The following is a 24,613-nucleotide window of genomic DNA, read 5'->3' as shown; positions in this document are numbered from 1 at the left end:
TAAAAGCTTAAACCCTTTGCTCGGATCCACATATATTGATGTTGTGTCAAGATCTAAATAAATGTGCAAAAAACACGGAATATTTGTTTAATAATTTGAAGTTTATTAATTTGTAAATAACGTAATTATCATTCGTTCTCTTGTCTGAAAACAAATTTAACGGCCTGCAAGGATTCAAGTTTCTTATTAAAAAGGAGCATAATCAAAAAAAAAAGGAAACCGAGTTGGCTTCCTTTTTTAATATCTATATAAGTTAACCGTTTTATGCTCTAGTCGCAGTATCACGCTTAGCTTTCTTCTCTTCTTTAATTTCATTTAAACGCTCAATAAGCGAACCACCTATCCAATAAGGAACTATAAATGTGATGAGAAAAATCATCAACCAGAATCCTAAAGTTAAGATACCTAAAAAAGCTAAAAATCCTAAATATTGGTCAAATTCGAACATGTGTTTATTTTTAATTAATGCAAAGATATAATAAAGAGATTTGTTTTGCAACAGGAAATTTGAGAATTATTAACAGGCTAATAAAAAAATAAGAATATATATTTTAAGTTATTGCTCTTAATTTGTGACGTATTATAAGTATCTCCTTTAGTAAATATAAACAGTAAAAAATCCACTTGGATTTCTATAATTAAGTTTGAAGAAGCAATATACTATTAGTGTTTTAAATACTAAATTATTGTTTATCGTATAATTAAAACTAAACTTAATAGCTCACTACGTAGTACTGCGTAATATTAGTGTTAAGCACATCAGATAAAACTTAAAATTTAATCTATCTTTAATGTCTAAGTCTAGACTAGACTTTCATACTCCATTCACTTGAGTTGACATAAGGTGACTCTTGAAAAAAATTTTAAACTGATGAATCACAATGCAACTACTTTTCTAGTACTATTGTTTACTTCAGCTAATCTGTTTGGCCAAATAGGAACGAGTTCAACAAATCAAAATACTACGGCTATCGCTGTACCTTTCTTAAATCAACAATTGAGTTTCGATATTGAAGGAGAAGCTCCGGGTGATGAAAGTGGAATATCTGTTTCACTTTCAGCAGATGGAGCACGAGTTGCTATTGGTGCAAACGTTAATAATGCTGGATACGTTAGGTTATATAACTGGGATGGCTCAACATGGGTACAAATGGGATCTGATATTGACGGAGAGGCTCCAGGTGATCAGAGTGGCTATGCCGTTTCTATTTCTGCCGATGGCACACGAGTGGCTATTGGAGCTCGCGATAATGATGGTAATGGCACTAATGCTGGTCACGTGCGACTATATGAATGGAATGGCTCAAAATGGGTTCAAACAGGAGCAGATATCGATGGAGAAGCTTCTGGTGATCAAAGTGGCTATGCTGTTTCTCTTTCTGCCGACGGCACACGGGTGGCTATTGGAGCACGAGGTAATGATGATGACACTGGACACGTGAGGCTGTATGATTGGGATGGCTTAGCATGGGTACAAACAGGAACAGATATTAACGGAGAGACTGCGGGTGACTGGAGTGGCTATTCTGTTTCCCTTTCTGCTGACGGCTCACGCGTAGCTATCGGATCCATACTTAATACTAGTTACACTGGGCGCGTGAGGCTTTATGAATGGAATGGCTCAGCATGGGTACAAACCGGTTCTAATATTAACGGAGAAGCTGAAGGTGACGCTAGCGGATGGTCTGTTTCGCTTTCTGCCGACGGCACGCGAGTTGCTATTGGAGCAGTATTTAATGCTAGTAAAGACATTAGTAGTGGACATGTGCGTCTATATGATTGGAATGGCTCGTCATGGGCCCAAGTAGGAGCTGATATTAACGGAGAAGCTGCAGGTGATTGGAGTGGCTTTTCTGTATCTCTCTCTGCTAATGGCACACGAGTTGCTATTGGAGCACTACTTAATGATGGTAATAGCGATAATACTGGACACGTTAGGCTATATGACTGGAATGGATCAGAATGGGTGCAAACAGTAACAGATATCGACGGAGAGGCCGCAGATGACTATAGCGGATCCTCTGTTTCCCTTTCTGCTGACGGCACACATCTAGCTATTGGAGCAGCCGGCAATAGTTCTTCTGCTGGGCACGTTCGAATATTTCAGTGACTTCCAACATTATTTTTATATAGATTATTTACTTAAGAAAAAGTCGTTAAAAAAAGAGATAGCAAATCTATAAACTCTCTTGAGTAGTTGCTTTTTGTGCTTTTTAATTAGTTACCAATTAGCATAAAAGAGGCTTACATTGCATCAAATTTGATATCAAAATAGGTTTATGATTATCAAGCAATAAAAAGAAATGATCAACTTTAAAATCCATATAAATAGTTCTTTTATATTTCTATATTAATCTAATAGACCAGAAATAACAGGTTCTACTTTCAGAAGGAATAAACAAAAAACCTTTTCTAAAAAACAATCAAAAACCATAACTTTGCGATAATAAAAACACACCACGAATTATGGAGTATAGAATAGAGAAAGACACGATGGGTAACGTAAATGTACCTGCAGACAAACTTTGGGGAGCACAAACAGAACGTTCTCGTAACAACTTTAAAATTGGTGCAGCAGCATCCATGCCTTTAGAAATTGTTTATGGGTTTGCTTACCTAAAAAAAGCTGCTGCTTTCACGAATTGCGAGTTAGGTGTTTTAGCAGGTGAAAAACGTGATTTGATTGCTCAAGTTTGTGAAGAGATTTTAGAAGGGAAGCATGATGATCAGTTTCCGTTGGTGATTTGGCAAACTGGTTCTGGTACTCAAAGTAACATGAACGTTAATGAAGTTATAGCTAATAGAGCACATCAAATTGCTGGAAAAGTAATTGGTGAAGGAGAGAAAACGATACAGCCAAATGATGATGTGAATAAATCACAATCGTCTAATGATACATTTCCAACGGGAATGCATATTGCTATTTATAAAAAAATCGTAGAAACTACAATGTCAGGTGTTATTCAATTAAGAAACACATTACATGAAAAATCAATAACATTTAAAAATGTAGTTAAAATTGGTCGTACACATTTAATGGATGCCACGCCTTTAACCTTGGGGCAAGAATTTTCGGGATATGTATCGCAATTAGATCACGGTTTGAAAGCTTTAGAAAACACCCTTCCACATCTAAGTGAACTGGCTTTAGGTGGAACGGCTGTTGGCACAGGTCTAAACACACCTGAGGGCTATAGTGAATTGGTTGCAGATTACATCGCTAAATTTACAGGTTTACCTTTTATCACCGCAGTTAATAAATTTGAGGCACTTGCTGCTCACGATGCTTTAGTCGAAACACATGGTGCTTTAAAACAGTTAGCAGTGTCGCTAAATAAAATCGCAAATGATATTAGAATGATGGCTTCTGGACCAAGAAGTGGGATTGGCGAAATTACGATTCCTGCAAATGAACCAGGAAGTTCTATTATGCCAGGAAAAGTAAATCCTACGCAATGTGAAGCCTTAACCATGGTTTGTGCTCAGGTTATGGGTAACGACGTTGCTGTAACGGTTGGTGGCATGCAAGGGCACTATGAACTTAACGTGTTTAAACCTATGATGGCTGCAAATGTATTAGAAAGTGCTCAATTACTTGGTGATGCTTGTGCAAGTTTTGAAGAGCACTGTGCAGCTGGTATAGAGCCAAATCATGAGGTGATCAAACAGTTACTAAATAACTCCTTAATGTTAGTTACTGCGCTTAATACTAAAATTGGCTATTATAAAGCTGCAGAAATCGCAAATACGGCCCATAAAAACGGAACCACATTAAAAGAAGAGGCTGTAAACCTTGGTTATGTTACCGCTAAGGATTATGACGAATGGGTGAAACCCGAGCATATGGTTGGTACTTTAAAATAACGATTAAACACATATTTACAAGACATAAATGCCATAAACATCGATAAAGCACTAATCTATTGATGTTTTTTATTATATTAGTCACTTAAAATGAAAACTATGAAACTAAAATTACTCAGCTTATTTACTATTATTAGTGCTTGTGCTCTAATGAACGCTCAAACTAGTTTTGAACCAAAGATTACTATTGATTCTGATACAGGCGACAATCCCTATACGATGGCAACAGGACTTATTGATAATGATTCCTTTTTGGATATTATGGTTGGTACAGATGTTGACAATACTCTTATATGGTATAAAAATAATGGTGACGAAACGTTTACAAAACAAACCAATACGCCAAATACTATGGCCGGAGTTGGCGGACTTAAACTGGTTGATTTAAATAATGACTCGTTTGTTGATATTTTAATTACTGCCTACTCATCAGATTTTGTGGCATGGTATGCTAATGATGGACTAGGAAATTTTGGTACTGAGCAAATTATCGCCACTGTACTTGGTGCTAGTGGATTGTTTGTTGGTGATATAGATGGTGATTTAACACCTGATGTTGCTGTAACTTCTTATGATGGTGGCCAAGTAGTATGGTTTGCAAATAGTGGTGGTACAGGAACTTTTGGTGCTGCAAATATTATAGATAATACATTATCGACTCCAGGAGCTGTAGATATGAAAGATATTGATGGTGATGGTGATTTAGATGCTTTAGTTTCTACAGCTGGATACAGCAGCGATGTTATAGAAATTTTTAGAAACGATTTAGTACCAGGTGGCACAGTTGCATTTACCAAAGATGCGATGTCTATTACAACTGGTAAAAAAGGTTTTTTTAATGTGTCTTTTGAAGATCTTGATGGTGATGCCAACTTAGATATTCTTGCAACAGAAATATCATGTGGATCTTTTTGTGGTAATACTCCTGGTAATCTCTATTGGTACGAAGATACTGGTGCAGGTTTTACAGAAACAACATTTACAACATCTATAATAAATCCAGCTGTAGCTCAACATCAAGATTTAGATAACGATGGTCTTAAAGATATTGTTTTAAGTAGTGGTTCTTCTGGTGCTGGAAATGATATTGTTTGGTTTAAAAATAATGGCGGCACCTACGCAAGCGAGCAAGTCATTGACGCAACTTCAAGTCAAGCATTTGTTTACAACGTTGCAGATTATGATACAGATGGTGATTTAGATATTGCAAGTTGTGCATTCAACCAAGATCAACTTAATTATTTTGAAAACCTCAAATTTACAAAAACAAATGCTTTAATTTTAACTGGAGTTTTTGATGGTTCTCTTGCTGGAGGAACACCGAAAGGTGTTGAGATATTTGTTACAGAAAATATTCCCGATTTAAGCGTATTTGGACTAGGAAGTGCAAATAATGGTGGTGGATCTGACGGACAAGAATTCACATTCCCAGCAGTTGCTGCAACAACAGGTGAATACATTTACATATCCAGTGAAGAACCACAGTTTACAGCTTTCTTTGGACAACCAGCAGATTACACAAGTACGTCAATGGGTATAAATGGTGATGACGCAGTTGAATTATTTGAAAATGGTGTAGTCATAGATACTTATGGAGATATTAATACAAATGGTGATGGTGAAGTTTGGGATTATACCGATGGTTGGGCTTACAGAGTGGATCTTACAGGCCCTGACGGTGCCACTTTTTTACCCGGAAACTGGACTTACAGTGGTATAAACGAGTTAGAAGGAGGAACAGATAATGCATCTGCATCGACTCCTTTTCCTATTGGAACCTACGAAAACACGCTATCGATAGCTAATGTGAACTCAACTAGTTTTAGCATGTATCCAAACCCAAATAATTCAGGAATTATCAATATTAATACCTCTTATACTGGAGACATCAATTTAGAAATTTTTGACTCATTGGGTAAAAGTATACTAAATAAAAAGCTAACAAACAATACTGTTGATATTTCTGCTTTAAACTCAGGTTTATATCACATTATTTTGACCCAAAACAATGTGATTACTAACAAGAAATTGATAGTCTACTAACACTTTCCGAATTTGAGACTGAACTCATAACAACCTATCCTAACCCAGCAAATAATGTATTAAATTTTAAAGCTGTCTCTGCGGAAATTTTAAACCTTCAAGTTTATGACATCTTAGGTAAAACAGTCTTAACTGCTTCGATAGAACAGAACGGAAGTTTAGATATTTCAACATTGAGACGTGGTTTGTATATTATTACATTTGAAAATATAAATTCTACTTATAAATTTATAAAGCAATAATTAAAATAATTCTTATATTAACGAGCAAGTGAAGAAAGATTTACTTGCTCGTTTTGTTTTATTTATTTTCTATAATTATGTGTAAGATTTTCTATTGTTGTGCTCTTTTATTTTTTGTGAATACTTATGTGTTTTCACAAACTACATTTAATAAAACACAATCAATTGCACTGCCTCAGGCTGGTGGACAGGCTCCTTATAATATTGCATCAGGTCTAATTGATGAGGATGCTTTCTACGATATTGTCGTGAGCACTACAATTGGAGGCACCGTATATTGGTTAAAGAATGATGGTACAGGAGATTTTGAATTACAAAATACTCCCATTGGTTTGTTAAATAATGCTGGAGGTGTTGCAATTGCAGATATTAATGGTGATGGCTTTAATGATGTGGTATCAACATCATCAGATGATGGAACCTTAGTTTGGTTCGCAAATGATGGCCTTGGTAATTTTGGAGTAGAACACATTATTTCGTCTAACATAGATGGACCAGGACAAGTCTATATTAGAAATATAGATAATGACATGACCTTAGATGTCGCTGTTGCAGCCTATTTTGGAAACGAAGTAATTTGGTTTTCAAACGATGGGCTTGGGAATTTTGGATCAAAACATATTATTGATAATACGATCATTAACCCTGGTGCTTTTGCTATGAGAGATATTGACTTTGATGGCGATATCGATAGTGTTATTGCAAATGCTATTGCTTTTGGAGTTCCAAATGATTGTAGAATCGAAGTCTTTTATAATGATGGAAATGGAAATTTTACAATAGATACCAATAGTGTCTCATTAAATTCTAAAGATTATGTTTTTAGTGTCATGGCAGAAGATGTTGATAATGATTCTAGTTTAGATATATTAGTTACAGATATTACAGGGAATGCTTCTTGGTTTAAAAGAACACAAATTACTCCAGGCACAGCGACATATGCAGAAACAATAATTAATACGAGTATTGCGAATCCTGCATGCTTAGATTTAAGAGATTTGGATAATGATAATTTAAAAGATTTTGTTCTTACTAGCGCGTCTTCAGGAACTGGAAATGACATCGTTTGGTTTAAAAGCGATGGTATTGGAGGTTTTGGTTCAGAAAATATAATTGATGCCTCCCAAAATCAGGCATACACCATTACATTTGCTGATTTTGAAAATGATGGTGATTTAGACATGTCAACCGTCGCTTATAACGATGATACTGTAAATATGTTCAAAAATCAACAGATTGTTTTATCTGTTGCCGAAATAGAAAACTCAAACATTACTATTTTCCCAAACCCTTCAGATAATAAGCTCTATTTTAAAGGAATCACAGCTAATACAGAGATATCTGTAAGTGACCTTCTAGGTAAAACTTTAAAAATAAAACAACTCCAATTAAATGAAACACTTGATGTTTCTGGTTTTGAAAGCGGCACATATATTCTGAAATTTACTAATACTAATAAGACATTAAAGTTTATAAAAAAATAGAGCCCTCTAGCTTACTATTGTTGTTAATTAATTTATAAATTTATACTTTAGATTATAGTTATGTCAATACTCATCACCAATATCAAAGAATTACTACAAGTTAGAGAAACAAACGTTACTATAGTTAAAGGTGAAGACATGAAAATCTTGCCTATGCTTAAAAACGCTTATGTTTTTATTGAGCATGATACTATAGTCGAATATGGTTCTATGGACGATTGTAATGGTATGGAAGCTGATGAAGTCATTGATGCAACTGGTAAAATTGTATTGCCTACTTGGTGTGATTCTCATACGCATATTGTTTATGCAGGAGATAGAACTCAAGAATTTGCAGATCGTATTAATGGTCTGTCTTATGAAGATATTGCAAATCGTGGTGGTGGTATTTTAAATTCTGCGGAAACGTTGCAGAACACATCAGAAGATGATTTGTACAATCAAGCTTCTAAGCGATTAACCGAAGTTATAAAATTAGGCACAGGTGCCATAGAAATAAAATCAGGTTATGGTCTCACAATTGAAGCAGAACTAAAAATGCTTCGTGTTATTAAGCGACTAAAACATAACTTCCCAATTAGCATTAAACCGACATTATTAGCAGCTCATGCACTACCAAAAGCGTTTAAAGACAATAAGACAGGATTTATTGATTTGGTTGTTAATGAGATGATTCCAGCAGCTGCCAAAGACAACTTAGCAGATTATATTGATGTCTTTTGCGAGAAAGGCTATTTTAATCTAGAGGATACTGAACGTGTTTTAAAAGCAGGAATAGAACATGGCATGACGCCAAAAATACATGTCAACCAATTTAATGCTTTTGGAGGTGTTGCACTTGGTGTTAAATACAACGCACTTTCTGTAGATCATTTAGAAGAACTCAATAGCGTTGATATTACGGCGTTACAACAGTCTAATACAATAGCTGTAGCGCTTCCGTCATGCTCGTATTTTTTAAGTATTCCTTACACTCCAGGTCGAGCAATTATAGACGCGGGATTACCATTGGCTTTAGCCACAGACTATAACCCAGGCTCTACACCTAGTGGAAATATGAATTTCGTAGTTTCTACGGCATGTATTAAAATGAAATTAACGCCGGAAGAAGCCATAAATGCAGCGACTATAAATGGCGCATACGCGATGGGCATTTCTAATCTTTACGGAAGCATTTGTAGAGGGAAAAAAGCCAACTTGATTATTACTAAGAAACTTCCTAACTACTACCACTTACCTTACGCTTTTGGTGATAATGCTATTGAGACTGTTATAATTAATGGTGAAAAAATTTAATTTGTCTGAAACTAAAATACTTTCAAAATGAATCGTAAAAGAAATTGTTCCTTTGGCCTTTAACAAGCTTTTGAAGATAAGAGAATTATATATAGCTCAACTTTCTCAATACTTTATAAATAAATAAAATCCGGAAGCTCAATTGAACTTCCAGATCTATAACCTAAATCCTATTATATTTATCTCAGTGTAAATTCTGAAGATGAAATCAATTCTTTGTTATTAAATACGTTAACAATGTAACGCCCTTTTTCAAAGTCGTCATTTGGAGCAACGAACTCACAAATATTCAAATTCCTATTTTCATAATTAAACTTGCTAATTAAGCTATAATTTAAAACGGTGTCACCAAATTGGATTTGCTCGTTAGAACCTAACACATTGTTTTTAGGATCTAAAACCTGAACATATAGTTCTTTATCACCAGCACCAACTAATCTATTTTTAGCAACCGTATAGCACACTTTAATTTTATCACTACGACCTGCTCTTTCTGTAGGTATTAATTTACCTGAGCTTCTCTCAATAACACCAACCGCCTTAAGATCTGTTGTTTGTAAAACAGCTGCATTTTCTACCACTTCTACTAATTGTGAATTTTGAACTAACAATGAATCTGTAAAGACTGTACGCTCTGCTAATTGCACATTTGTACTATCTAAAGAAGACGCTAAAAATGAGTTTTCAACTTTGAGTTTATCATTTTCAGTCATTAAAACAGTCATTTCCTCCTGCAAAGCCATGAATTTCTTTTTGTATCTCCATAAGCTACTTACACTATTTTGAGAAATCTTCAATGAATCCATTAAACCTTGAATTCGTCCTCTAGCTTCTTCTAAACGCTCATTAGAAACTTCATTATCAGCAATAGCAACATCATATTGTTTAGCCATTGTACTTAAATCTGCCATTACTTGCTCCTTTTCACGAGTTAAAGAGGCTTCATTTTCTTTTTTCTCGTTGAAAAGTTTCGATGTATAAAACCCGGTACCTAGAAATAATACAACTAATATTCCTAAAGCAATTTTTAATCCTGTACCCTTACTATTTGAATTTTCCATAAGTCACTTTTTGTTTAAATTATTTTAAAATTTAATATTTCAATTTTAGTTAGTAGTTATTGAAGTTGAAAATAAAAAAACTGTACTTTTATTACGTCAAAATTAATCATTTTTGTTAATGGATAACTTAAAACTTTTTACAACTTCAGAATTAAATTTAGTTCTGAGAAAACGCCCCAAGGAAACCAAACTAGGAGAGCATATTGTATTACTTCCAAACTTCAATGATATATACGAGCAATTGTTAAAATTAGACGTCACCTATGTTGTTTTTGGCATAAAAGAAGATATAGGTGTCTTCTCAAACTACGGTAACGCTGGAACTTCAAACGCGTGGGACGCCACAAAGAATATTTTTTTAAACACACAAAGTAATGCGCATACCTATGCTAAAAAGATAGCAATTTTAGGGAGTTTAGAATTTCCGAAGTATCAAGAGTTACTCAACCAATTAGATCAAAACAATAAGAAAGATATTACAAAAACACGTAAAAAGGTTGCTAAAATTGATGAAGCCGTCTCCTACTTAGTCTCACAAATTGTGAGTGCTGGTAAAATTCCAATCATTATTGGAGGTGGTCATAATAATGCCTATGGAAACATTAAAGGCACATCGCTAGCGCTTAAAAAATCTATTAACGCTATAAATTTTGACGCTCACCACGATTTTAGAGCTGAGGAAGGTCGTCACAGTGGTAATGGATTTAGTTATGCTTATGCTGAAGGATTTTTAAAATACTATTTTATTTTTGGTTTGCATGAAAACTATACGTCTGATACTATTTTTAAAACATTAGAAAGGCTCAAAACCGTTCAATACAATACGTTTGAAAGTATGATGGTAAGAGGGGAAAAGTGCTTTGACGCTGAAATGGAGAAAGCCAACAAACATATCTCATCAAGACACTTTGGGTTAGAAATAGATTGTGATGCTATACAAAATGTTCCAAGCAGTGCGATGACTCCTAGTGGGTTTTCAGTAAATAAAGCAAGAGCATTTGTAAATTATTTTGGAAAACAAGAGCACGTGTCGTATTTACATATCTGTGAAGCTGCACCTACCAGAGAAACCGAAACACAAGTAGGTAAACTCATCTCATATCTCATCACAGATTTTATTAGAGCGCATGAAAGCATTTGAGATTATACCGTTTGATCATAGATATGCGAAAAGCTTCTATGATTTAAATATAGAGTGGCTACAAACGTATTTCTATGTAGAGCCCTTTGATGAGGAAGTCTTGAGTAAGCCTGAAACCTATATTATTAATAAAGGTGGTCATATCTTTTTCGCAAAATCTGATGATACCGTTTTTGGTACTGTAGCTTTGATGCCAACGAATGATCCTTTCGTTTTTGAACTGACTAAAATGGCCGTTTCACCACATCAACGTGGACAAAAAATAGGACAACAACTACTCCAACATTGTATTGATTTTGCGAAAGAGAATAATTTTAAGGCACTCATGCTTTACTCTGCTACCAAATTAGAGAATGCCATTTACATTTATAGAAAATTTGGATTTATCGAATTACAACTAGAGACGGCTTGTCCTTATAAGCGAAGTGATATTAAAATGGAGCTAAAATTGTTGGCGAATATTATTCCTGTCAATACAGGAATCTAATGATATGTTCAAAAACAGATTCTTCAATACGTACGAAATGACAAGCTCATAGAGAACTTGTTAAGATGATATCTAACTCGCGACAATATTTCGTATCATCTTCACATAAGGCTACCAAAGTCTCTATCAATAATTGATTTATATTTTCATCATTAGGAGAAATTGCTTGAACTAACTTAAACTCAGAATACGCGCCCACTAAATTATTCTCTATCCATCTATTTTCAACAGCTTTCATTAAAAATTTATATACAATTTTATCAGATTGCTGATTGCGTTTTTCTACATGGGTTCTTCATTTATAATTATAGTTAGTAAACTCGGGAATTTTATAATATAAACCAAATGCAACTAATACAACTAACAGTAAACTTAAACCAAGATAAACTTCTCTCTCGTTTTTTGAAAGTTGGAGCTTAAACTGTCTATTAAATGTTATGAGTGTTTTACCTGTTGTTCATCATTTTTTTTTATAAAATGCTTTTTTTAGGTGTTGTTTATTAATCCAATAAATCTTATTAAATCCAGTAGAAGCTCCCATAATTAATTTTACTTATACGGCTAATAATAAATGCTTTGGTTACTAAAAACTGATAAAATAGTATTATGGATTCCGCATCAAGTGCAGAATAACACAACCTTTACTTCTGGTTTTTATCCAAACTCTTTAAAGAATCTAACTTACGCTGTAATGCTTCTATTTCCGGAGTATTTTTATTTACTTTAGGAATTACAGTCAACGAATCTACCATTTTTTGCAAATCTTCGTCTGTCATCTCGTTTTCATAGTAATACCCAATCCCTTCACTTGCTCTCCAAGCTTCACTTAGTTGGTTATACACTTCTCTATCCCAAGTACTAGGATGCTTGACATCAATCCAAATAACATCCCGATACTCACTATCAATCAATACTAAATCTGGAGTTGCAGAGCCATCAAATTGTTTTGCCTCGGTATCACTGATTGCAGATATAGTTCCTAAAAAGAACATGCGTTTTCTACCTGCAATATCTTTTATATAAGGTCTGAATTCAACAGGTGTATTTGCTGTCCAATCTATTTCTTTTTTGGATTCCTTAACTTTTTGCGGCATGGCAGAAACCCCAGCATATCCTTGCTTTTTTGAAGCATGATCATAGTAGTAAATTTCATCTAGTCCATCTGCCGGAATAAATACGCTATAACTTAAACTGGTGCGCTCATCACCAATAGGTTCTAAGCCAAACCAGTGGTACAGACCACTATAAGCATCACTTTTTGAACCTGCAAAATCGAAATCGGTAACATAAGGTTGTTGATTTTGATCTTTTGGCATTTTTGGAATTTTAACCGCTGTTAACATATTCCAAGGTAAGGGATCACTAAATCCACCAAGAAATTTTAAAGACTCCGCTTGTAAACGTGATACTTTTTCAGCTAGCGTATTTTGTTTGGTTAAATAGGGATAGCTCTTTGTTTCTTCGGGTGAAATATAAATTCCTTTACCAATAGTGATACGTTCTAAATAATCATTCATATCGTGCTCACCATTCTCAATAACCATGACACCTCCAAAACTAGGATACGGAAAGAAAAAACCTTTCCATTTTATTAAACTCACCACTTGAACCCATTCTCCAGAATCATTTTTCATATAAAATGTATCACTTGGTTCATAATTGACAAGCATCCATGGATTGAAACGCTGTACTACAGCATTGTAAGTATTGCGACTAAATTTTAAAGTTTCCCCAATTGAAAAGGTTACCGGAATTCTATTTTCATTAGAAAAACGAGGAAAAGGTGTTGTACTAGAAACCGAAAACACTTCTTCTGTATTATCACTTATTTGCTGAAATGTATAATTCTCTGACGGTTGAATAGCCATCGTCCATTTGTTTTCATTCTCTACACGCACTAAATGTGGCAGAGATACATCTTTCGTCTCACCAACACTCTCATTAGCCATCGTAAAAATATTTTGTAAGGGTTGAATACGTTCATTTTGTGTTAATGGCAATTCATTAATTTCAACTTTATTTAAATCATTAAAAACGTTGTATGTTTTCATATAATCATACATCTTAAAATGCCATCCAGTGATATAGATTAAACCAAAAAACAACATGAGTAATGCCAAAACACCTAAGCGTTTTAGTGTATTAGCAGAGTTACGAAATTTTTTAATTGCAAAAAATAAGACCACCAGACTTAATAGGATGATGAAGATATATTTCCGAAGAAATAATAATCCAGGTTGGTAATCATCTCTAAATGCAAATAGTACAATCAGTACAATTAAACCCAAAAGTAGGATTATGAATTTTTGCTTTGCTCCCTTGTTCCAGTATGATTTTATCATAGTATTTTATTGTCATTGCAAATCACACTTTTTACAGTGATATAGCAATCTATGTATTAATTTTAACTATTTTAATAATGAGACCCTGACACAGGTTCAGGATGGCAGTGTTTATTACATTAAACCCTTATCCTTCAAACGGTCGCGAGCCGATTTCTCATCAGCTTTGGGTTCAGGTTCCTCTTCAATTTCTTCTTTAGCCTCTTCAACAGCCATGATATCCCCTGTTTTTAGATCTTCTATAAACTCTTTACCTTTTTCAACGGCGTTATCAAACTTATCTTCTAATGATTCGCTCTGCGCTTCTAAAACCTGTCCCGACCTCAATACTAAATTAGCGACATAGGTACCTATTAAAGTTCCTGCAGCAAAAGAAGCAAATGCAGAAACCCCTAAGTAACTTCCAAATATTGAAATTGGAGTAAAGAATTCCACAATTAATGCGGCAATTAAAACAACAGTAACCACAAAAACAAGACGTGGTAAAAATGCTTGCTGATAGATAAATCCTTTTTTACTACCTGCTGCCATTTGCAATTCTTTACTATTCACCAATTTATTCATAAAACGGTACATCCCGTTACCGTTAGATTCTCTCCAATACAAGAAAATCCCGAATAAAATGGCTATAATAAAAATGATAATGTCTGCTCCCATAGTTTAAAAAGTTAAAAGTTAGAAGTACCCTTTTGAAGTGTCGCACTCAACTTAAATTAATATTATTTTATTTTGTCATTCTGCGCTGCAAAAGCAGAATCTGTTTTATTTTCCAATCGAAGGATAGGTGATTAGTAACTGCTATATATCACGTAACTTCCTTTTCTGTTTGATATGATGTAAGCAAAATATTGATACTAATTACCGTTCATAATTTTCAAGATTCCGTATCAAGTTCAGAATGACAGCTATCCAATAAAGTTAGTCTAAAAAATTAAATATTGTTACTAATTGTTTCAATCACCCAATCTTTTAAGGAATCATCCCAAGTTATATATTGTTTGTAAAACTCTTCTTTGTCATACCAATATAAAAACAAAACGTCTTTTGGTGAGATATTAACCAAAAGCTTCCAAATCAAGTCTTGATGTTTTGGATGCAAACTTGAATGTGGTTCGTGCATCGCTTCAAATAAACCATCATCTACAATATCTGATATTTTATATTGATTACTTGTTTCTAACTTTTCTAAATAGCGCTCAACGCTCATGACCTTTTTACGAGTGTCGATATCTACTTTATTTAAATAGCTTTTAAATAATAATGGATCACTAAGAATATCTCTTATTGGATGTTGGGTATCTTTTAAATATCGAGCAAACTCAAATTTCTTAATGCGTTCGTAGCGTTTTGTTTTCACTATATCCTCTAAATCATAGGCAATTATGATATGATCCCGAAGCTTTTCCATAAGTTCGGGTTGTGAAACATGAAAAATCGTAACCTCATGAAGCGTATCTTTTATGGCCTCTTTATACCATTTCATATCTTCAAAAACTACTATTGGTGTAATAAAATCACGAAGCACATAAACACCTCCAAATGATTTGGTATAAAATGAATCTGTAACAAAGTTTACAACACTGAGATTTAAATCACGCTCCCGTAAATCACCATATTTGTTAGCCGATTTTAATAACTCGTTATGTAAATCCTCATCAATAAAATTATTTCCAATTTTAAATGTCGAAATAAGCTTTAATTGCTGCTCTCTAATATGATCTAGATTATCAATAAGGTGAAATTTTATAGATACTATATGATATTTAAGTACGTCTAGAGGCTCATAAAACGCATCTATACTTTGATCAAAATCTATACAAATAGCAGAATCTCTTGTAATATCATTAATCTTTTCTCCATGAACTTTAAAAACTTCTAGCATCATATCCCTATCAAACGTATGATATGGCATATATACTGGTTTCTTGTTTTGTAATGGAGAAATAATGATCCCATGAGGATTTGATTCTCCATTACACAAGTAATTACCATTTGCTTTTTCTTCAGCTACTTCTGGACTCCAACCAATACCATCAATATGAAAATGAATGAGCTTAGTCTCAGTAAATCCTAATTTCTTAAGACATTTATTATAGCGCTCCACTAATTTACCACTTACGGGAATTAATTCACTTCGATATAAATTTGCTGCTTTTAGTTTTTTCATCTTTAGTTCCTGCGAAAGCAGGAATCTTTTAATTATAATTCACACCGTTTTAGTTAAAATAAAACAATTATTGATTTGATTTTAGTCTCTTTCTCCAAACTGTTCTCTTGCTTCTGTTTCAATATTTAACTGATTAATTCTGGCATCGACTTTTCGTTTAAAATCTGTATCTGCAATAGTCGCGACATTATCTAAATAACGAACGACTTCTTGTCGGCGAATTTCAGAAAAATTTAATCCTTTCATATTTCCTCGCATTAATTCTTGAAGCATATTAAATTTAGTGTCATAATCTTTCTTGAAATAGATTTCAGGATTTGCAAACCAATCTTCCTCTAAATCAAAATCTGTTAATCGTAATGACACCGCACTTTGTATATTTCTAACATCACGTGATGAGAAGAATGGAAATATTTTTTGAATCTCCTTATACAAATTCGCATAAAATAAATGGTCTGTAAATTTATACTGCTTTTCTATTTTATCATACGCGTCTAAAACACGCTCTTCTGTTGGCTTATCTGACACATTAAAGATTTCTCCCATATTTTTTGCTAAACCTTGATCTTGCAAATAGCTATAGTTTTCTGGACCATGCATGTTTACAAAATCTGGCATGGTTGTATCTAACTTCCGCCACCACAAATGATCCTGATCTAAGAAGTCATGTTCCGTTTGTGCGCCATCAATTTTAAATCGCCCTTGTACACGAGAAATCACTGCTTTATCCAACATTTCTGGAAGATTTGTAAATAATCCGATAGAACTATTTCCATAATTAACAGCGTAAGCACCCTCAGTATATCTCAAAAACACACCAATAACTTCTTTTACACCTGCGGAAACACCCTGTGCTGTGCGTTCTTGTAAATTGTTTTCAGCATCATCTATTGGAGCGAAAATTAATTTAGAGGGGTCTTGCATCGGTTTCATCCAATCCACCATTTTTTCTGCGGAACCACCTTGAAACGTTGAAATCAACGTATCTGGCATTGGGTGAAACAAAAACGGAATATCTAGATTATCTGAGTGTTCTTTTAGTCGCGTTGCAATAGCAGCAATCAACATACTTTTTCCAGTTCCCGGAATTCCGTAACCCATAAATACTGGCATAAAACCACCAAGCTCTTGAAACGGATTCTTTTTTGCTTCAAAATCGTAACTCAACATACGTTCTGTCAAACGACGCGCAAAATGCTTTGCATCTCTGTTGCCGACGATTTGCTCAAACTGTATTTTATTAAATTCTACACTTTTTGCTGTACCTTGAAATACATTATCCCAACCTGCAACTGCAAATTCTGAATTTTCTAATTTATAAGTTCTATCAGCTATAGTCTCTGTGTACTCCAAACTCCCTTTACGCATTTGAATTTCGGCAATTAACGCTTCAAAATAAACGACTGTAAAATCAATGACATCTTGATCTGTTTTTATGATTTCTGGATGCCCTAAATATTTATCATAGTAAAATAATGCGCATGAAATTCCTTTTAATGGTGTCATTAAAGACACCTCAGGGATTCCCGCAAATTTATTTTTCATAACGCTTAAATCGTCGGAGGCAACTGTCTTTAAATCATGTAATATTTTATATGACATCGCAAACAACATAAACGCTGTACTTGTTTGCATCTTACTTTCATACTCACGTTTTCCAGAATTATCTAAAGCAGATTTATTTTCAGATAAACTAGATAACCCAGAAGAATCATAGAAACTATCTTTAATCCAAATCCCTAAAGTAATTCCTTCTTGAACCGCAAACAGGGTTTGGTTTAAATACAACGGAATCGCCATAGACTCTGGCAACAAACGTTTCTTTAACTCCAAAATCGTTTTTGACACTGAAGTCACGTCTGCTCCTCCTCCATTTCCTTTAGCACGAGATAAATACAATAATATAGATTCATCTTTAGCGTCTTTATCTTTGTTTTTTGCGCGCTGCCCTTGTTCCCATTGAATACTTTTTATATAGGATGTCGCTTCATCACGAAGCATATCGAGTTCATTTTGTTTTATAGGAAATGTTGAGTTGTGTTCCATGTTTTAGTCTTTTTTGTCACTGTTAATGAAATAAAGAAATCTGTCACTTATAAAAAGATAACCGCATCGCTGCGCTTCTCGTTATGACTTTATGTTTTTATTTTTTCATTTCGAGATTTGCAATTTGAATAGGTGCTTTCGCCAAATTATTCATAATCTCAGGTGTTTTGTTGTACAGTAGTTGTATGATTCTATGCGGCGCAAATACATAACGTTGTCTAAAAATAGCATCCCATTTTTGAAAGGTTTGTTTATTAAAAAAACTACCTTCTTTAAATTCGCTTTGTGATTTTACTTCATCAATTTTAAATGAAATGGCATACGACTCTAAGGGAATTGTCTTTTCTGCGATGCCCTCTAAAATAGCATGTGTCACTTTGTTTTCATCTTTTGCAAACACATTATGAATAGGCCCTAAATCAACACGTTTTATAAGCTTAGGGAATAATTTCGGAATGCGTTTATCAATCCCGTAAGCCATCGTATCCATAGCCATTTCTCGATCTGCTACTGTTTTTAAGGCGTAGTAAATCTCGTCTCTATCGTTTTGCGGATTCCCATCATAGTTAAAATACATATAGTTAATAAACGGTCTGTTATGTGACACGTCATAAAAACTCCAACTCACCATAAACTCTCCAGGAGAACCTTGAGGTGCCTCAATAATTTTACCTTGAACAAATCGATTAAAAATATATTCTTTTTTAGCAGAGGAATAATATACTATTGATGCTGCTTGAAATAATTTGCGTTTGGCAATGGGTTCTTTCTTGCGCAGTAAGGTATCTAAAAATTCATCTTTTAATATTTCAATATTTGTGAGCTTACCTAAATAGTCATCACGAAGTTCTAAATCATTAAATAAATAACGAAACTCTAAATAATTAGGAAAACCAGAATCCGTTAAATCCACTTTCATATTATCCTCTTCGTCATACATGTATTTTACACGCATCGCTTCTATGGAATATAGTAGTAGATCTGAATATTGCTTAAATAGTAAAATCTCTTTCTCTTCTAATATTTGCTTTTGCTGCACAGCTACAATGAGTTCCTTGAGTGCAAAATCAACCATTTTATGGTAAAATACATATTGCTCTTTGGAGTCTAAAATTGCAGAATCTAAGGGTGTTACAATCATACTTTTTCGCTCTTAGCTATTGGCCGTTAGCCATAAGCAAACTATACGTTTTATAAATTAAATTTTTCTTTACAAACGTGCTTGTCTGTAGTTACTAGTACTGTTCCATTGTTTGAGGTCTTGGTCTCTTGGATATGAGAACATTCTTTATGATCATTAGAATCTGTTATAAATAGAATTGCTAAGACAGATAATAAAATCAATATAACAGAAAAAACGACTATTTTTTTCATAACTGCTTATTTTGTGAATACATTGTCTTGCTTTTTATTCCATTTTCGTTTAACAGTAAAAATTGAAAGAAGAATTGATGAGAATACAGCAGATTGAACTAAAGATTTAATACTATTCAATTCATAAAGAAAAAAATAATTAAGAACTGTCATAACAATAAATAAAACTAAAATAATTAGAATTAAACCTTTGTTCCTAATATTTTTATTCATCTTTTTTTAATTAATTATGAGTTTGTCTTTGCGTTAGAGATAGCGCAATTGTTGGAGCTCCTCGCAGAGAGCGACTTGCGAAAGCTCGACCTAATTTTGCCATTAAAAGCAAAAATAGGTAACGCCATCATAATTAGTTTAAGACAATAAATCGTCATCGTTAGCTTCTGGTTTTGACTCTCCTGACGGCTCTCCGCTTTCGTCACCTCCCGAAGGAGCATTAGCATCTGCCGCATAGTAATCTTCAAAAATCTCTTTCATATCGATACCATAACGCTCAGCAAAATTCTTTTGAATTGATTTATCTTTCTCTCTAATTTCTTGTAAAGCCTCTGCATAACTACCATAGACACCTTGCATCACTTTTTCGTGAACTGGAATATTATCCATCATTTCTTGACGTGCTTTAGCACTTGCAGTATGCATTGCTGCTAACGTTTCGCCAATATGCTCATCTGTTTTAACACCTAAATGTTCTAAAATCGCAGCAAATTCTTGATCTGTACGTGCTTTTAATGCTACGATATAACCATCATAATATTTAAGACGCTCATCGGTATCACTTTTTAATTTCGCACGATGTGTTTGCAAATTACTGCGCAACGAGGTTAATACTTTAATCGTTAAATTATGCTTGTGTACAAAACTATCTTTTGATGCTGCAAGTGTTGTATAAGCGTTTTTAAGACCTTCTAACTCCTCTACTTTTTGCTCAAGTGTTGTTACTTTACTTAGGGCTTCAGAATATGCAGTTGTTTGCTTATCTGCAACTTCTTCTAAGGCTTGTCGCGCTTGTTTGAGTAATGCGTATTGTTCTTCTAACTTGTCTTCTACTTCCTTTTTCTTCTGAAGCGCTTTTGTATGATTATTACTCGCTTCTACAATAGCAGTCTTTAAACTTTCTTCGACCTCCTTGATCTCAACTTCTCTATCTTTTAAACGTTTGATGGCTGCCTGACTTTTAAATGACAATTCATTTAGTAGTGTTTGTACATCTGCTGTTTCAATACGTTGTTGAAACATTGCTTTTGCCTCATTATCTGCTGCATCACGAACTTTTTGAGCATCTTTTAACTCTTGCTCGGCTTCTTTGATTTTAGCTTTTCTTCCAAAGAGATTGTTCCAAAACGTATCTGGCTTTGCGTTAGCATCTTCCAATTCTACTTTAGCACGCTCTAAACGTTTGATAGCGTCATCTATAATTTTTTGTTCACCTGTATTTAATGCCGAAAAACCTTCAAACATAATTCCTACCTCATCTTGGTAATCGGTCAAGTCTTTAATCGCATCTAATAGTGTAGAACGATCTTTCTCTGCCATATCTACAACATTGTCTAATGTGGCATTCAGAATTTTTTGACGACTTTCTGGATCATCTTCTTGAGCGAGTTTTGACTTCATTTGGTCAATAGCTTTTCCCCAATTGACATCTATTTTATCCGTTTTCTCGTTAGTATTTGTTTCTAATAAATCAAAATCATCAGACATATTATGTTATGTGTTTTAATATCACTTCTCAATTGAAATAACTTATCAATAAGAACTAATATTGGTTAAACAATGTTTAGGACTAGCAATTTCGTTAAAAAATATGATTTTAAAAACTTAAACCGCTTAAAATATAAGTAGTAAAATTTAATATTTTGTTACAAAATACTTTCGTATTTCAATTATTATTATCTTTAAAATCTTAAAATATATAGCTATATGAAATATTACTTATTACTACTATTTTCCTTGAGTTTAACAGTTTTCTCTTGTAAAAATGAATCGAAAGACCGATCTATTAATGCGCTGGAAACAAGCGTAGGAGGTTTAGTTACTGAAACATCTTCCGCAGAAAAAACATTACGTATTAATCCAATATCACATGCAACCATGGTTTTATCTTATGGTAAAGATGATATTTATGTGGACCCTACAGGAGGTCCTGAAGTGTTTGAAGGCTTCTCGGTTCCTGAAATTGTTATAATTACAGATATCCATGGCGATCATATGGATTTTGAAACTCTCAAAGCCTTAGATTTATCTAATGCTACTGTAATCGGGCCTAAAGCTGTGGTTGATCAATTTCCCGAAGATCTTAAAATTGGAACTTCTGTAACTCTCAATAATGGTGATTCTATCACAATAAATGGACACTTATTTGAGGCTATCCCAATGTATAACTTACGAGAGGAGGCTTTAAAATATCATTCTAAAGGTCGCGGAAATGGATACATATTAACAATTGACGGCGAACGTATCTATATTTCTGGTGATACAGAAGATATTCCTGAAATGAGAGCTCTCAAAAATATCGATAAAGCTTTTGTTTGTATGAATTTACCTTATACAATGACTGTAAAAAGTGCTGTTAGTGCTGTTTTAGAATTTAAACCAAAGCAAATATATCCTTATCATTATAGAGGAACAGACGGTTTTAGTGACGTAGAAAACTTTAAAAAACTAGTAAATCAAGCAAGTCAAGATATAGAAGTTGTCCAATTAAATTGGTATAAAAAATAGACTTATGAACTATTTAAAACGGTTTTGTTAATAAATTACACCGATGAAGTGTGTTTTTTTATGGATAAAGTGTTCTTGTTGTGATTTATGTTGTATATTTGACTTCCCAACCATTTTAAACCTAGCAGGATGCTAAACACCTATACCTCAAATATCTCTCTTGTAAGCACGATGCAACTTACTATAGTCCTCATCATAACAGCTTCCATTTTTTTAGTATTTATTGCTGTTGCAATTATTAAAATGTACAAGCTAAAGGCAGAAAATAAAAAATTACTCGATAGTAGCTTTTACAAGTCTGACGTTGAAAAGAGTTATCAAGATTTTACAGAAAGTCATTTGTATGATAACAACAATTAGTTATAATTGCAATTGTACCTACCATAATCTGTACTATTTACTTTGATTATGGGTATAATGATTTTAAAGACCTTCCAGATTATGGAATAGGGCTATAATCTATTTAGTTAGACGAAACCACAAACAAGAAAAGCCAACAAAACATTACAAAAATGTTTTGTTGGCTTTTCTTGTTTTATAAAACTTCGCTTGTTCACTTCAAAAACGACCCTTGTTCTCATTGCAATGAAGTACACGATGTTTCTAGCTTATTATAAATGAATACTAATAGAATTCCTATTTAGATTATCTTACCAGCTTTTTGTACTTGATTCTCTTAGGCATTAAATCTCCACCCAAGCGTTTTTTCTTATTTTCTTCATAATCTGAGAAACTTCCTTCAAAGAAATAGACTTGGCTATCGCCTTCAAAAGCTAAAATATGAGTACAAATACGATCTAAAAACCATCTATCGTGAGAAATAACTACTGCACATCCTGCAAAGTTCTCCAAACCTTCTTCTAATGCTCTTAATGTGTTAACATCAAGATCATTGGTAGGCTCATCTAAAAGTAAGACGTTACCTTCCTCTCTTAGAGTCATCGCTAAATGTAAACGGTTACGCTCACCACCAGATAATAATTTAACGGCTTTATTTTGTTCGCTACCAGAGAAATTAAAGCGGCTTAAATACGCTCTAGAATTCACCTGCTTTCCTCCCATCGTTACTAACTCTTGCCCATCACTAAAGTTTTGCCATATAGATTTTTCAGGATCTATATTAGAATGTTTTTGATCTACATAAGCTAGTTTAGCTGTGTCTCCAACTTTAAACTCACCTTTATCTGGAGTTTCCTCTCCCATGATCATTCTAAAAATCGTTGTTTTACCTGCTCCGTTTGGTCCAATAACACCTACAATACCAGCCTGTGGTAAATTAAAGTTTAAATCTTCATAAAGCAATTTATCATCATACCCCTTACTGACACCAACAGACTCAATAACATTAGTTCCTAAACGAGGGCCATTAGGGATATAAATCTCTAATTTTTCATCCAGTTGCTTTTGATCTTGACTCATCATTTTGTCATAGTTGTTCAAACGTGCTTTTTGCTTTGTTTGACGGCCTTTAGCACCTTGACGAACCCATTCTAGCTCACGTTCTAAAGTTTTTTGACGTTTAGAAGCTGTTTTACTTTCTTGGGCCATACGTTTAGATTTTTGATCTAACCATGAAGAATAGTTTCCTTTCCAAGGAATACCTTCTCCTCTATCGAGTTCTAAAATCCAACCTGCAACATTATCTAAAAAGTATCTATCGTGAGTTACTGCAATAACAGTTCCTTTATATTGTGCTAAATGATGCTCTAACCAATGTACAGATTCTGCATCCAAATGGTTGGTAGGCTCATCTAGTAATAATACATCTGGCTCTTGAAGTAGTAATCTACAAAGTGCAACACGACGACGCTCACCACCAGAAAGTACACCGATCTTTTTATCACCATCTGGAGTTCGTAATGCATCCATAGCAATTTCTAATTTAGTATCTAGTTCCCAAGCATTAGCTGCATCAATTTGATCTTGCAAGACTGCTTGACGGTTCATTAGCTTTTCCATTTTATCTGGATCACTATACACTTCTTCTAAACCAAACTGGTCATTGATACTATTATATTCATCAAGAATAGCGACTGTTTCTGCAGCACCTTCTCGAACAATTTCCATAACTGTTTTCTCATCATCTAACTGCGGCTCTTGTTCTAAAAACCCTACAGAATAATCTTGAAGAAAGGTAACATCACCTTGGTAATTTTTATCAACTCCTGCAATAATCTTTAATAAGGTTGATTTACCAGATCCATTTAGACCTAGAATTCCGATTTTTGCTCCATAAAAGAAACTTAAGTATATGTTTTTTAAAACTGGAGTTTGCGCACTTTGAAATGTCTTTGTTAAACCAGACATTGAGAAAATTACTTTTTTATCGTCAGACATGTGTTGTA

Annotated in this window: 20 protein-coding genes; 10 read left to right on the top strand and 10 right to left on the bottom strand. The window is 33.9% G+C overall.

The annotated features are described in order from the left end of the window. Positions 1 to 262 precede the first annotated feature (262 nt). Positions 263 to 448 carry a hypothetical protein gene (locus ACJAZK_RS04790; protein WP_415222871.1) on the bottom strand — a complete coding sequence of 62 codons (186 nt, stop codon included), beginning with the start codon at positions 446 to 448 and terminating at the stop codon, positions 263 to 265. Positions 449 to 871: 423 nt separating this feature from the next. On the opposite strand from ACJAZK_RS04790, the gene ACJAZK_RS04785 reads away from it, so the two are divergent. From ACJAZK_RS04785 to hutI, 6 genes are all read left to right on the top strand, one after another. After that, positions 872 to 2,110, top strand: a complete 1,239-nt coding sequence (locus tag ACJAZK_RS04785) for a WD40 repeat domain-containing protein (RefSeq protein WP_415222870.1) — start codon at positions 872 to 874, stop codon at positions 2,108 to 2,110. A 356-nt stretch (positions 2,111 to 2,466) separates the two neighbouring features. Further along, the gene (fumC, locus tag ACJAZK_RS04780; RefSeq protein ID WP_415222869.1) at positions 2,467 to 3,864 is read left to right on the top strand and encodes a class II fumarate hydratase; all 1,398 of its coding nucleotides are present in this window, start codon (positions 2,467 to 2,469) and stop codon (positions 3,862 to 3,864) included. Positions 3,865 to 3,963: 99 nt separating this feature from the next. Beyond that, positions 3,964 to 5,907: a T9SS type A sorting domain-containing protein gene (locus ACJAZK_RS04775; protein ID WP_415222868.1), complete on the top strand. Its 1,944-nt coding sequence runs from the start codon at positions 3,964 to 3,966 to the stop codon at positions 5,905 to 5,907. Beyond that, positions 5,892 to 6,149: a T9SS type A sorting domain-containing protein gene (locus ACJAZK_RS04770; RefSeq protein WP_415222886.1), complete on the top strand. Its 258-nt coding sequence runs from the start codon at positions 5,892 to 5,894 to the stop codon at positions 6,147 to 6,149. Before ACJAZK_RS04775 ends, ACJAZK_RS04770 begins: the two co-directional genes overlap by 16 nt. 77 nt (positions 6,150 to 6,226) lie before the next feature. Further along, a complete protein-coding gene (locus ACJAZK_RS04765) occupies positions 6,227 to 7,633 on the top strand; it encodes a T9SS type A sorting domain-containing protein (protein WP_415222867.1) in 1,407 nt (468 codons plus the stop codon). A gap of 60 nt (positions 7,634 to 7,693) precedes the next feature. Then, complete coding sequence (gene hutI / locus ACJAZK_RS04760; RefSeq protein ID WP_415222866.1) at positions 7,694 to 8,929, top strand: imidazolonepropionase; 1,236 nt, start codon at positions 7,694 to 7,696, stop codon at positions 8,927 to 8,929. Positions 8,930 to 9,108: 179 nt separating this feature from the next. Here the strand turns inward: hutI and ACJAZK_RS04755 are convergent, their stop codons facing one another. Then, complete coding sequence (locus ACJAZK_RS04755; protein WP_415222865.1) at positions 9,109 to 9,990, bottom strand: chromosome partitioning protein ParA; 882 nt, start codon at positions 9,988 to 9,990, stop codon at positions 9,109 to 9,111. 118 nt (positions 9,991 to 10,108) lie between these two features. Here ACJAZK_RS04755 and ACJAZK_RS04750 point away from each other — a divergent pair, with 118 nt between their 5' ends. Then, positions 10,109 to 11,131 (top strand): formimidoylglutamase, encoded by a 1,023-nt coding sequence (locus tag ACJAZK_RS04750; protein ID WP_415222864.1) that lies wholly within the window; start codon positions 10,109 to 10,111, stop codon positions 11,129 to 11,131. Beyond that, positions 11,118 to 11,618 carry a GNAT family N-acetyltransferase gene (locus tag ACJAZK_RS04745; RefSeq protein WP_415222863.1) on the top strand — a complete coding sequence of 167 codons (501 nt, stop codon included), beginning with the start codon at positions 11,118 to 11,120 and terminating at the stop codon, positions 11,616 to 11,618. Before ACJAZK_RS04750 ends, ACJAZK_RS04745 begins: the two co-directional genes overlap by 14 nt. Before the next feature lie 641 nt (positions 11,619 to 12,259). On the opposite strand, the gene ACJAZK_RS04740 is transcribed toward ACJAZK_RS04745, so the two are convergent. The 7 genes from ACJAZK_RS04740 to ACJAZK_RS04710 all read right to left on the bottom strand — a co-directional run bounded on the left by ACJAZK_RS04740 (position 12,260) and on the right by ACJAZK_RS04710 (position 21,248). Beyond that, on the bottom strand, positions 12,260 to 13,960 hold the full coding sequence (locus ACJAZK_RS04740) for a hypothetical protein (RefSeq protein ID WP_415222862.1): 1,701 nt from the start codon (positions 13,958 to 13,960) through the stop codon (positions 12,260 to 12,262). 114 nt (positions 13,961 to 14,074) lie between these two features. Next, positions 14,075 to 14,617 (bottom strand): hypothetical protein, encoded by a 543-nt coding sequence (locus tag ACJAZK_RS04735; RefSeq protein WP_415222861.1) that lies wholly within the window; start codon positions 14,615 to 14,617, stop codon positions 14,075 to 14,077. 274 nt (positions 14,618 to 14,891) lie between these two features. Then, positions 14,892 to 16,127 (bottom strand): DUF6638 family protein, encoded by a 1,236-nt coding sequence (locus ACJAZK_RS04730; protein WP_415222860.1) that lies wholly within the window; start codon positions 16,125 to 16,127, stop codon positions 14,892 to 14,894. 81 nt (positions 16,128 to 16,208) lie between these two features. Beyond that, a complete protein-coding gene (locus ACJAZK_RS04725; protein ID WP_415222859.1) occupies positions 16,209 to 18,173 on the bottom strand; it encodes an AAA family ATPase in 1,965 nt (654 codons plus the stop codon). Between the two features lie 97 nt (positions 18,174 to 18,270). Then, positions 18,271 to 19,314 (bottom strand): hypothetical protein, encoded by a 1,044-nt coding sequence (locus ACJAZK_RS04720; RefSeq protein ID WP_415222858.1) that lies wholly within the window; start codon positions 19,312 to 19,314, stop codon positions 18,271 to 18,273. Between the two features lie 50 nt (positions 19,315 to 19,364). Beyond that, positions 19,365 to 19,547, bottom strand: coding sequence for a hypothetical protein (locus ACJAZK_RS04715; RefSeq protein ID WP_415222857.1), 183 nt, complete (start codon positions 19,545 to 19,547; stop codon positions 19,365 to 19,367). Positions 19,548 to 19,898: 351 nt separating this feature from the next. Beyond that, complete coding sequence (locus ACJAZK_RS04710) at positions 19,899 to 21,248, bottom strand: microtubule-binding protein (RefSeq protein WP_415222856.1); 1,350 nt, start codon at positions 21,246 to 21,248, stop codon at positions 19,899 to 19,901. Between the two features lie 219 nt (positions 21,249 to 21,467). On the opposite strand from ACJAZK_RS04710, the gene ACJAZK_RS04705 reads away from it, so the two are divergent. Both ACJAZK_RS04705 and ACJAZK_RS04700 read left to right on the top strand, forming a co-directional pair. After that, on the top strand, positions 21,468 to 22,268 hold the full coding sequence (locus ACJAZK_RS04705) for an MBL fold metallo-hydrolase (RefSeq protein WP_415222855.1): 801 nt from the start codon (positions 21,468 to 21,470) through the stop codon (positions 22,266 to 22,268). A 129-nt stretch (positions 22,269 to 22,397) separates the two neighbouring features. Beyond that, positions 22,398 to 22,628, top strand: a complete 231-nt coding sequence (locus ACJAZK_RS04700) for a hypothetical protein (protein WP_415222854.1) — start codon at positions 22,398 to 22,400, stop codon at positions 22,626 to 22,628. 285 nt (positions 22,629 to 22,913) lie between these two features. Here ACJAZK_RS04700 and ettA read toward each other — a convergent pair whose 3' ends face one another. Continuing rightward, on the bottom strand, positions 22,914 to 24,605 hold the full coding sequence (gene ettA, locus ACJAZK_RS04695) for an energy-dependent translational throttle protein EttA (protein ID WP_415222853.1): 1,692 nt from the start codon (positions 24,603 to 24,605) through the stop codon (positions 22,914 to 22,916). Positions 24,606 to 24,613 lie beyond the last annotated feature (8 nt).

Source organism: Psychroserpens sp. (assembly GCF_047633235.1).
Lineage (GTDB): Bacteria > Bacteroidota > Bacteroidia > Flavobacteriales > Flavobacteriaceae > Psychroserpens.
Note: the sequence above shows the minus strand (reverse complement) of the source record. Positions and strands in the feature narration are given on the sequence as shown.

Bases quoted from the DNA above. Each gene is read 5' to 3' on its own strand.
- ACJAZK_RS04790 (WP_415222871.1), bottom strand. From the start codon at position 448: ATGTTCGAATTTGACCAATATTTAGGATTTTTAGCTTTTTTAGGTATC.
- ACJAZK_RS04785 (WP_415222870.1), top strand. From the start codon at position 872: ATGAATCACAATGCAACTACTTTTCTAGTACTATTGTTTACTTCAGCT.
- fumC (WP_415222869.1), top strand. From the start codon at position 2,467: ATGGAGTATAGAATAGAGAAAGACACGATGGGTAACGTAAATGTACCT.
- ACJAZK_RS04775 (WP_415222868.1), top strand. From the start codon at position 3,964: ATGAAACTAAAATTACTCAGCTTATTTACTATTATTAGTGCTTGTGCT.
- ACJAZK_RS04765 (WP_415222867.1), top strand. From the start codon at position 6,227: ATGTGTAAGATTTTCTATTGTTGTGCTCTTTTATTTTTTGTGAATACT.
- hutI (WP_415222866.1), top strand. From the start codon at position 7,694: ATGTCAATACTCATCACCAATATCAAAGAATTACTACAAGTTAGAGAA.
- ACJAZK_RS04755 (WP_415222865.1), bottom strand. From the start codon at position 9,990: ATGGAAAATTCAAATAGTAAGGGTACAGGATTAAAAATTGCTTTAGGA.
- ACJAZK_RS04750 (WP_415222864.1), top strand. From the start codon at position 10,109: ATGGATAACTTAAAACTTTTTACAACTTCAGAATTAAATTTAGTTCTG.
- ACJAZK_RS04745 (WP_415222863.1), top strand. From the start codon at position 11,118: ATGAAAGCATTTGAGATTATACCGTTTGATCATAGATATGCGAAAAGC.
- ACJAZK_RS04740 (WP_415222862.1), bottom strand. From the start codon at position 13,960: ATGATAAAATCATACTGGAACAAGGGAGCAAAGCAAAAATTCATAATC.
- ACJAZK_RS04735 (WP_415222861.1), bottom strand. From the start codon at position 14,617: ATGGGAGCAGACATTATCATTTTTATTATAGCCATTTTATTCGGGATT.
- ACJAZK_RS04730 (WP_415222860.1), bottom strand. From the start codon at position 16,127: ATGAAAAAACTAAAAGCAGCAAATTTATATCGAAGTGAATTAATTCCC.
- ACJAZK_RS04725 (WP_415222859.1), bottom strand. From the start codon at position 18,173: ATGGAACACAACTCAACATTTCCTATAAAACAAAATGAACTCGATATG.
- ACJAZK_RS04720 (WP_415222858.1), bottom strand. From the start codon at position 19,314: ATGATTGTAACACCCTTAGATTCTGCAATTTTAGACTCCAAAGAGCAA.
- ACJAZK_RS04715 (WP_415222857.1), bottom strand. From the start codon at position 19,547: ATGAAAAAAATAGTCGTTTTTTCTGTTATATTGATTTTATTATCTGTC.
- ACJAZK_RS04710 (WP_415222856.1), bottom strand. From the start codon at position 21,248: ATGTCTGATGATTTTGATTTATTAGAAACAAATACTAACGAGAAAACG.
- ACJAZK_RS04705 (WP_415222855.1), top strand. From the start codon at position 21,468: ATGAAATATTACTTATTACTACTATTTTCCTTGAGTTTAACAGTTTTC.
- ACJAZK_RS04700 (WP_415222854.1), top strand. From the start codon at position 22,398: ATGCTAAACACCTATACCTCAAATATCTCTCTTGTAAGCACGATGCAA.
- ettA (WP_415222853.1), bottom strand. From the start codon at position 24,605: ATGTCTGACGATAAAAAAGTAATTTTCTCAATGTCTGGTTTAACAAAG.